This window comes from Bacteroidota bacterium (assembly GCA_038746285.1).
GTDB lineage: Bacteria > Bacteroidota > Rhodothermia > Rhodothermales > JANQRZ01 > JANQRZ01.
Map to the genome: position 1 here is coordinate 1 of JBCDKT010000088.1, position 8,934 is coordinate 8,934.

8 protein-coding genes are annotated in these 8,934 nt (G+C 70.6%); 1 reads left to right on the top strand and 7 read right to left on the bottom strand.

Annotated elements, in window-relative coordinates; translation table 11 throughout:
• The 7 genes from atpD to AAGI91_17100 form a co-directional block, all read right to left on the bottom strand.
• The coding region (atpD, locus tag AAGI91_17070) for a F0F1 ATP synthase subunit beta (GenBank protein ID MEM1044322.1) at positions 1 to 1,043 on the bottom strand (1,043 nt) is incomplete at its 3' end.
• Between the two features lie 201 nt (positions 1,044 to 1,244).
• Positions 1,245 to 2,264, bottom strand: coding sequence for a thiamine-phosphate kinase (thiL, locus tag AAGI91_17075; protein MEM1044323.1), 1,020 nt, complete (start codon positions 2,262 to 2,264; stop codon positions 1,245 to 1,247).
• Between the two features lie 213 nt (positions 2,265 to 2,477).
• Complete coding sequence (locus AAGI91_17080) at positions 2,478 to 3,014, bottom strand: flavin reductase family protein (protein ID MEM1044324.1); 537 nt, start codon at positions 3,012 to 3,014, stop codon at positions 2,478 to 2,480.
• Positions 3,015 to 3,095: 81 nt separating this feature from the next.
• Complete coding sequence (gene dnaJ / locus AAGI91_17085; protein ID MEM1044325.1) at positions 3,096 to 4,235, bottom strand: molecular chaperone DnaJ; 1,140 nt, start codon at positions 4,233 to 4,235, stop codon at positions 3,096 to 3,098.
• Between the two features lie 153 nt (positions 4,236 to 4,388).
• A complete protein-coding gene (locus AAGI91_17090) occupies positions 4,389 to 4,955 on the bottom strand; it encodes a nucleotide exchange factor GrpE (GenBank protein MEM1044326.1) in 567 nt (188 codons plus the stop codon).
• A gap of 27 nt (positions 4,956 to 4,982) precedes the next feature.
• A complete protein-coding gene (hrcA, locus tag AAGI91_17095) occupies positions 4,983 to 6,074 on the bottom strand; it encodes a heat-inducible transcriptional repressor HrcA (GenBank protein MEM1044327.1) in 1,092 nt (363 codons plus the stop codon).
• 76 nt (positions 6,075 to 6,150) lie between these two features.
• Positions 6,151 to 6,603 (bottom strand): DUF2231 domain-containing protein, encoded by a 453-nt coding sequence (locus AAGI91_17100; GenBank protein MEM1044328.1) that lies wholly within the window; start codon positions 6,601 to 6,603, stop codon positions 6,151 to 6,153.
• 162 nt (positions 6,604 to 6,765) lie between these two features.
• Between AAGI91_17100 and sppA the strand changes: the two genes are divergently transcribed.
• Positions 6,766 to 8,571 (top strand): signal peptide peptidase SppA, encoded by a 1,806-nt coding sequence (sppA, locus tag AAGI91_17105; protein MEM1044329.1) that lies wholly within the window; start codon positions 6,766 to 6,768, stop codon positions 8,569 to 8,571.
• The last annotated feature ends 363 nt before the right edge of the window (positions 8,572 to 8,934 follow it).

The following is an 8,934-nucleotide window of genomic DNA, read 5'->3' on the forward strand; positions in this document are numbered from 1 at the left end:
GGCGCAGGATCGGTCAAATCATCGGCAGGGACGTAGACGGCTTGGACGGAGGTGATGGAGCCCTTGTTGGTAGAGGTGATGCGCTCCTGGAGGCCGCCCATGTCGGTGGCGAGGGTCGGCTGGTAGCCGACGGCGCTCGGCATCCGGCCGAGGAGGGCCGACACTTCGGAGCCGGCCTGGGTGAAGCGGAAGACGTTGTCGACGAAGAAGAGCACGTCGCGCCCGCCGAGGTCGCGGAAGTACTCGGCGATCGTGAGGCCGGAGAGGGCCACGCGGGCGCGGGCGCCGGGCGGCTCGTTCATCTGCCCGAAGACGAGCGAGATGTTGGACTCCTTGACTTGGCCCATGTCGACCTTGTCGAGGTCCCACTCGCCCTCTTCCATCGCGTGCATGAAGGTCTCGCCGTACTGGATCACGCCCGACTCCAGCATCTCGCGCATGAGGTCGTTCCCCTCGCGCGTCCGCTCGCCGACGCCGGCGAAGACCGAGAGGCCCTCGTGCGCCTTGGCGATGTTGTTGATGAGCTCCTGGATGAGGACGGTCTTGCCGACCCCGGCCCCGCCGAAGAGGCCGATCTTGCCGCCGCGCGCGTAGGGCTGAATCAGGTCGACGACCTTGATCCCGGTCTCGAGCATCTCGACGCTCGTCGCGAGCTCGTCGAAGCTCGGCGGCGTGGTGTGGATCGGGCGGTGCTCCTCGGCCGGCGGCTGCGGGAGCCCGTCGATGGCCTTGCCGACGACGTTGAACAGGCGGCCCCGGATCTCCGGCCCGACCGGCATCGCAATCGGGCGGCCCGTGTTGAGGACGGCCGTGCCGCGCGTGAGGCCGTCGGTCGAGTCCATCGCGATCGCGCGGACGCGGCCCTCGCCGAGGTGCTGCTGGACCTCGAGCACGAGCGTGTCCTCCTCGCCGCGGTCGATCTCGAGGGCGTCGAGGATGTCGGGGACGGCGGTGCCGGAGAAGTCGGCGTCGACGACCGGGCCGATGACCTGAACGACCTCGCCGTTGGTGCGGGTGGAGCCTGCCTGCGGAGTGGTTTCCATGCGTCTCGGGGAGCGAATGCGTGCGCGGGTGAACTAGACTTCGAAGATACCGGCCGCTGCCGTGGACGCGCCGTGCGGAGCGGTCGAAGAAACGGGGAAATGGCGCCCAGGAGAGGGAGTGCGGAAGAGCGGATGCGGGGAAGAGAGACGGCGTTTGAGCCGGGACCTCTTCCGCTCTTCCCACCCTCCGCTCTTCCGCTCCTAGAAGTGCCGGAAGCCGGTCGCCTCCAGTGGGACCGTAGCGCCGTCAGGCATCCCGATCACGACTTCGGGCGAGGCGGTCACGGCACCGACTACGGCGAAGCTGTCGCCGGGGAGTTTCTTGGCGTGGGCCTCGGGGAGGGCAAAGAGGAGCTCGTAGTCCTCGCCGCCGTAGAGGGCGTAGGTCTCGGGCCGGTCACCGAAGCGCTCGGCGGCTTTGAACGTCTGGGCATGGACGGGCAGGAGGGCTGCTTCGAGCCGGGCTCCGACGCCGCTCGCCCGGCAGACGTGGTGGACCTCGGAGGCGAGGCCGTCGGAGATGTCGACGAGGGCGTGCGGCCGCACTCCGGCTTCGCGCCACTGGGCGAGCCGGTCGAGGCGGGCGCGGGGGGCGAGGTGGCGCTCGACGACGTAGCTCCACGCGCTCAGGTCGGGCTGGGCGTCGTCGGCCGCGAAGGCGTCTTTCTCGGCGAGGAGCACCTTGAGGCCCGCCGCGGCGCTGCCGAGGTCGCCGGTGACGCAGAGGAGGTCGCCGGGCTGGGCACCGCTGCGGAGGACGACCGCGTCTTCGCCGGCCTCGCCGATGACGGTGACCGAGACCAGGAAGCGCTCGGACGCTGTGACGTCGCCGCCGACGACCGTGCAGCCGTACTGCTTGCACGCATGAGCGATGCCGTCGTAGAGCGTCTCGACGGCTTCGACCGAGACGTTGTTCGGCAGCCCGAGCGCGACTGTCGCCCAGCGCGGCGCGGCGTTCATCGCCGCCACGTCGCTGACGTTGACCGCGATGGCCTTCGCGCCGAGCAGGCCCATCGACATGAACGAGCGGTCGAAGTGGACGCCCTCGACGAGCGTGTCGGTCGTGACGACCTGCACGCGGCCGTTGCCGATGCGCATCACCGCTGCGTCGTCGCCGATACCTACGACCAAGTCATCGGCCGGTGCCGCGCCGAGCGCGTCGCGCAGCCGCTCGATCAGGCCGAACTCGCCGACCCCGGCGATGGGGGTGAAGTCGGGCATGGCAGAGCGGAGGACGGTGGGACGGAGGACGGTGGGACGGAGGACGGTGGGACGGAGGACGGTGGGACGGAGGACGGTGGGACGGAGGACGGTGGGACGGAGGACGGTGGGACGGAGGACGGTGGGACGGAGGACAGGTGGCGCTTCGTGCGAGCGGTCTTGTTAACTTGGTCGGTTTTATTTGACTCTCCCACTCTCCCACTCTCCCACTCTTCACACCTCCTTGCCGACGGCGCGGTAGGAGCGGTCGTAGTAGAGCAGCGGGCCGGCGGCGTCGCCTGCTTCGACGCGGAGGACGCGGCCGAGGACGAGCGCGTGGTCGCCGGCGTCGTGGACAGCCCAGGGTGCGCAGTGGAGCACGCCGGACGTGCCGCCCAGAACGGGCACGCCGTCGGGGCTCCGGGTGTGCGGCACAGTCTCGAACTGCGCGCTGCCTTCGATGTCCGGCAGGGCAAAGTGGGTGGCGAGGTCGGCCTGATCGGTGCCGAGGAGGTGGACGGCGAACGCCTCGGCCCGGGTCAGCACGCCGTGAAAAGCCGAGGCCTTCTGCACGTTGAACGAGACGAGCGGCGGGTCGAGCGAGACGCTCGTGAACGAGCCGATCGTGGCGCCGCGCAAGGTTCCGTTCGCGGCCGCCGTCACGACGGTCACCGGGGAGGCCACGCGGCGCATGACGCCGCGCAGTTGGTCGCCGCTCGCAGCGCTGTCGGGGGTGGACGGTTCGGCGGGAGGTGGGGCGTTGCGGGACACGGCAGGAAATGATGCGTGATGGGTGAAGTGCGAGGCCGAGCACCGCCGCCAGCGTGGACCTCACGCGTCACGGCTCACTCGTCACGAGAACACGTCTTTGACCTTGCTGAAGAACGATTTCTTCTCCGGCTCCTCGTCCGGCTGGGGCTGGAAGGCGGGGGCGTCGCGGAGCGCTTCGATGTGCCCGCGCTCCTCGGCCGTCAGCTTGGTCGGGGTCCAGACCTGCACGGTGACGAGCTGGTCGCCGCGCCGGGGGCTGTTGAGTTCGGGAATGCCGCGCCCGCGCATCCGCAGGACGCGTCCGCTCTGGATGCCGGGGTCGATCTGGAGCCGGGCGCGGCCCTTGAGCGTCGGCACCTCGACCTCGGTGCCGAGCGCGGCGTCGGGGAACGAGAGGTGGAGGTCGCAGCGCACGTCGAGGCCGTCGCGGGTGAGGTGCTCGTGGCGCGTCTCCTCGATCTCGACCCGGAGGTCGCCGGGGGCGCCGCCGCGGCGGCCCGCGTTGCCGGCCCCGCGGACCGAGAGGAAGTGCCCCTCGCGGACGCCGGCCGGGATCTCGACCGTCGTCGTGTCCTCGCCCTTGACGCGGCCCTCGCCGCCGCAGTCGGCGCAGGGGTCGGTGACGACCTGGCCCTCGCCGGCGCACGCCGGGCACGCGGTGACGCTCGCGAACTGGCCGAAGAACGTGCTCGACACCTGGCGGACCTCGCCCGCGCCGCCGCACGTCCCGCAGGTCTCGACGCCCGCCGGCCCGTCCTCGGCACCGGTGGCTTCGCAGGCCTCGCAGGGCACGAACTTGCGCACCTTGATCTTCTTCTCGACGCCCTCGGCGACTTCTTCGAGCGCGAGCGCGAGCCGCACCCGGAGGTCGGTCCCGGCGCGCCGGCGCGGGCCGCGCCCGCCGAAGGGGTTGCCGGCCGCGCCCGCCCCGCCGAAGATGTCGGAGAAGGCGCTGAAGATGTCCGAGATGTCCTGGAAGCCGCCGGGCTGCCCGCCGCCGCCGTTGACGCCGGCGTGCCCGAAGCGGTCGTAGCGCTGGCGCTTCTCGGCGCTTGAGAGCACCTCGTAGGCCGCGGCGGCCTCTTTGAAGCTGGACTCCGCCTCGGCGTCGCCGGGGTTGCGGTCGGGGTGGTACTGGAGCGCCTTCTTGCGGTAGGCTTTCTTGATCTCCTCGGCCGAGGCGGATCGCTCGACGCCCAGCACCTCGTAGTAGTCCCGCATAGTCGACTCTGTCGTGCTTTCCATGTATCGTGAGAACGGAAATCAGGGCTGGATGTTACCGGGCGCGGAGGGGATGGAAGGCAGGGAGGGATGGCCTTCTTCGGTCGGTATCGGGTCCCTCCACTCCCTCCCTCCTCTCCACGCCGTTATAGCTCACTGGGCCACAATCACACGGGCGTGGCGCAGCACGCGCTCGCCCATCCGGTAGCCCTTCTGGACCTCGCCGACGACGGTCCCGGCCTCGGCGTCGTCCGCCGGCTGCTGCATCATCGCTTCGTGGAGGTGCTCGTCGAACGGCTCGCCGACGGCCGCGATGGGCTCGACGCCGAGGCTGCGGAGCGTGTCCTCGAACTTCTTGTAGACGAGGTCCACGCCGGTCTTGAGCGCCTGATAGGTCGGCCCGCCCTGCTCCTGCGCTGCCGCTTCCTCGGCGGCGTCGAGTGAGCGCCGGAGGTCGTCGAGCACGTCGAGGAGCGGGAGGAGGACTTCGCCGCGGCCCCGCGCGGCGGCCTGGCCGAGCTCGGCCTCGGTGCGGCGGCGGTAGTTCTGGAACTCGGCCTGGCGGCGGAGGAGCTGGTCCTCGAGCTGGCGGATCTGCTCGCGGTACCTCTCGGCTTCGGCGGCCTCGTAGCTCTCCTCGGCGGAGGGTGCAGTCTCGGCCGGCTCGGCGACGTCCTGGCCGGGCGCGTCGGGCGCGGGGTTCGTTTCGTTCTCGGTCATGCGGTTCGGACGGCGGTCTGGAGGGGTTTAAGCGTCGGACGGGGTGCCGCTGAGGAGGCCCGCGAGGTATTCTACGAGGGTGACGGCGTAGGCGTAGTCCATCCGCTTCGGGCCGATCACGCCGAGCGAGCCGGTCGTGTCGCCGAGGCGGTACTGCGCTTTGACGACCGAAAAGGTTCCGCCGAAGCGGTCGGCGAGGTCGCCCTCGTCCCCGATCCGCACGACGGCCCGGCCGGTCGCGTCGAACGGCGCGGCGTCGGCTTCGAGGAGGTGGACGATCACGTCCTGGTTCTCCAGCAGCTCGATCACGCTGCGCACGTCCTCGGCGGCCTGGAACTCCGGCTGCGTCACGATCTGCTGCGCCCCGCCGACCTCGGCCTGGCGCTCGTCGGGGAGCTCGGCGAAGAGCGTCGCAGCCTGGTGGAGGACGAGGCGGACGACGCCCGTGCGGTCGCCGCCGTCGAGGTCGCGCATCCGCTCGGCGGCCGTCGCGCGGACCTCTTCGAGCGTCAGCCCGGCGAGGCGCTCGTTCATCGCCTGCACGACGCGGTCGAGGTCGGCGCGGCGCACCTCGGCGTCGACCTCGGCCATGATCGTCTTGACGAACCCGCCGCGGACGGAGACGACGAACATCAGCCGCGACGACGAGAGCGGCACGACGTCGATCCGTTCGAGGACGCCGGTGGCGAGGCGTGGGCTGAGGACGACGCCGAGGAGGCTCGTGAACTGCCCGAGCAGGCGCGAGGTCTCGCGCATGAGCGACTCGACGTCGCCGTAGAGCTGCTCCAGCCCAGCGCGCAGGAGCTGCTGCTCGGCCGGGGCCACACCGGTGCGGTCCATCAGCTCGTCCACGTAGGCGCGGTAGCCGAGGTCGGTCGGCACGAGCCCCGCCGAGGTGTGGGGGTGGTCGAGGTAGCCTAGCCCTTCGAGCGTCGAGAGCGTATTGCGGATGCTCGCCGAGGAGAGGTCTACGACGCCCTCGACGGCCAGCACCTTTGATCCTACCGGCGCGGCCGTCTGGATGAACCGCGTCACGACCGAGCGCAGAATCACCGCCTCGCGCTCGCCGAGGGGCGGGCGCTCGTGGGAGGCGTCTGGGTGATCGGTGCGGTCGGGCATAGACAGGTCAGGCGGCTGCGAAGCGGTGCTGATACCGGCACCCGCACCGCGTGTTCGTCGGGGCTGGGTGCGTTTTCTATGGAGCCGCGACGCCCCACACCATCTGCCCACCGAGGCGTCCGGTCATCGCCACGAGCACCGCTGCCGCCACCGCGAGCCCGGTCACCGCGAGCCGGAGCACGAGCGGGTCCGGTCCGGCCCGGCCCGTGCGCCTGGTCCACACCGCCGCGCCGGCCAGCACCGCGAGCACGGCGGCGCTGACCCAGAGCGTCCAGTCGGCCAGCGCCTGGTGCCGCCCGACGAGGGCCTCGACGACCGGCTCGCCTTCGACGGCCTCGTAGATCGTCTTCCCCGTCCGCACCGCCGCCCAGGCCCCGGCGGTCCCGGCCGCGAAGGCGAGGAGCGCCACGCCGCGCCAGAACGCCCGCCCGAGCGCACCGTAGACCACCGCTGCCGCCGCGCCGAAGAGCAGGAGCGCGATTGGGAAGTGCACGACGGCGGGGTGCCAGTAGGGAATCGTGAGGTCCATGCAGGACGGCGGACGGAAGACGGTGAGACGGAGGACAGAAAGCTAGGCGCGGAGCGCAAACGTCTCGGTAACTTTCGCGGTTTTTATTCCATTCCTCCCATTCCTCCCATTCCTCCCATTCCTCCCATTCCTCCCATTCCTCCCATTCCTCCCACCCGCCCCATGCGTCACTTCCTCGTCACCCTCCTCGCGGGCTTCCTCGGCTCCCTGCTCGCCCTCTTTGCGTTCGTCTTCCTCGGGCTCGCCTTCAGCGTGGCCCTGGTGCTTGGCAGCGACGGCGTGGCGTTCGTCGAGGACGAGTCCGTCCTGCTGCTCGACCTCGCCGGGACGCTCCCGGAGGAGGCCCCGTTCGACCTGCTCGGGGCCGCGCTCGGGACGTTCGACCTGACGCTCCTCGACGTGACCGACGCGCTCGAAAAGGCAGCGGTGGACGAGCGCATCGAGGCGGTCTGGCTGCGGCCGGACGGCATCGCGGCGTCGTGGGCGACGCTCTCCGAGGTGCGCACGGCGCTGGAGCTGTACCGGGCGAGCGGAAAGCCGCTCTACGCCAGCAGCGGGGCCGACGGGTTCGACGAAGCGGCCTACTACCTCGCCTCGGTCGCCGACTCGGTCTTCACGCCGCCCGAGGCCGGGTTCGAACTCAACGGGTTCTACCTCTCGACTCCGTTCTTCGCCGGGACGCTCGACAAGCTCGGAATCGAGCCCCAGGTGATCCGCGCCGGGGCGTACAAGAGCGCCGCCGAGACGTTTACGAACCGGGGCTTCTCGCCCGAGAACCGCGAGCAGTACGCCGCCCTCCTCGACGGCGTCAGCGAGACGTTCCTCGCGGCCGTGGCCGACGCGCGCGAGCTGTCCGCCGAGGAGCTAGAGGTCACCATCGACGCGGGCGGACTGTACGAGGCGCAGGAGGCGCTCGACGCGGGCTTGGTCGACGACCTCCTCTACGAGGCCGAGGTGCTCGACGTCCTGCGCGGCCTCACCGGTCAGGCGCCCGACGAGGACCTCCGCACGGTCGGCGTCGAGGACTACGCCTACGTCCCGCGCACCGACGCGGGCCTCGACGCGGGCGACCCCGACAACGTGATCGCGGTCGTCTACGCGGTCGGGCAGATCGTCCCCGGCGAGAGCACGCCCGACACCGGCTCGGGCGCGCTTCTTGGTTCCGACACCTTCACCCAGACGATGCGCGACGCGGCAAGCGATGAGGACGTGCGGGCGATCGTCGTCCGCGTGGACTCGCCCGGCGGCTCGGCGACGGCCTCGGACGCGATGTGGAACGCCGTCGAGGAAGCCTCCGGGCAGATGCCGGTTGTGGTCTCGATGGGGTCCGTCGCGGCCTCGGGCGGCTACTACCTCGCCGCCCCGGCCGACCGGATCGTCGCCGACGCGAACACGGTCACCGGCTCGATCGGCGTGATCTCGCTCCTGTTCGACGCGACGGAGTTTCTGAACGACCGGCTCGGCGTCACGCTCGACGGGCTCCAGACCGGCCCGACGGCCGGGGTCTACGCCTTCGGCGAGCCGCTCGACGCCCGGGAGGAGGCCGTGCTGGAGCGTTCGACGGAGCGCGTCTACGACACCTTCGTCACCCGCGTCGCCGACGGGCGCGGCCTGGCACCTGAGACCGTCCGCGCCCTCGGCGGGGGCCGCGTCTACACCGGCGCCGACGCCCTCGACCTCGGCCTCGTGGACGTGCTCGGCGACCTGGGCGACGCCATCGGCGTGGCGGCCGACATGGCTGGGCTGGAGCCGGACGGCTATCAGCTCTGGTTCCTCCCGCCCGAGAAGTCGTTCCTCGAAGAGCTAGGCTTCGTCGTCAGCGCCCAGGCCTCAGCCCTGCTGACGCGCTTCCGCCCCCTCTCTCCTGCCGAGCAGGTGATGCGCCGACAGGCTGACCTGCTCCGCGACGCCGTCCGCCTCCACGCGACGCCTTACACTCTCTTACTCTCTGATGTGTGGGTGAGGTAACAGGGCAGGGGACCGCTCAGCCGCGTAGGGCAAACGGCGCGATGGTGGAGCGAAGCTATGACTGGCGGCGACGGTCGGACGGACCGAGAACAGTTGACCGCTCAGCCGCCGAGAGGTGACGGCACGGCGGCGGGACGAGGCTATGACTGACGGCGGCGTTCGGACGAGCTGAGGACGCTGACCCTCTCGGTCGGCCTGCAGCCGCGAGTTAGGCAGCTATGGTGTAAAGATTGCAGACACCGTTTCCTGCAGGGGTACAGGTTGAAAGGTAGTGGCAGCGGGGTACGGTCATGATGGAGGCCAGATCTCCTTGTCGATGGCGTGGTCCCGCACCCGGAGGTTTCCCTCCTGGCTCGGGTCGTA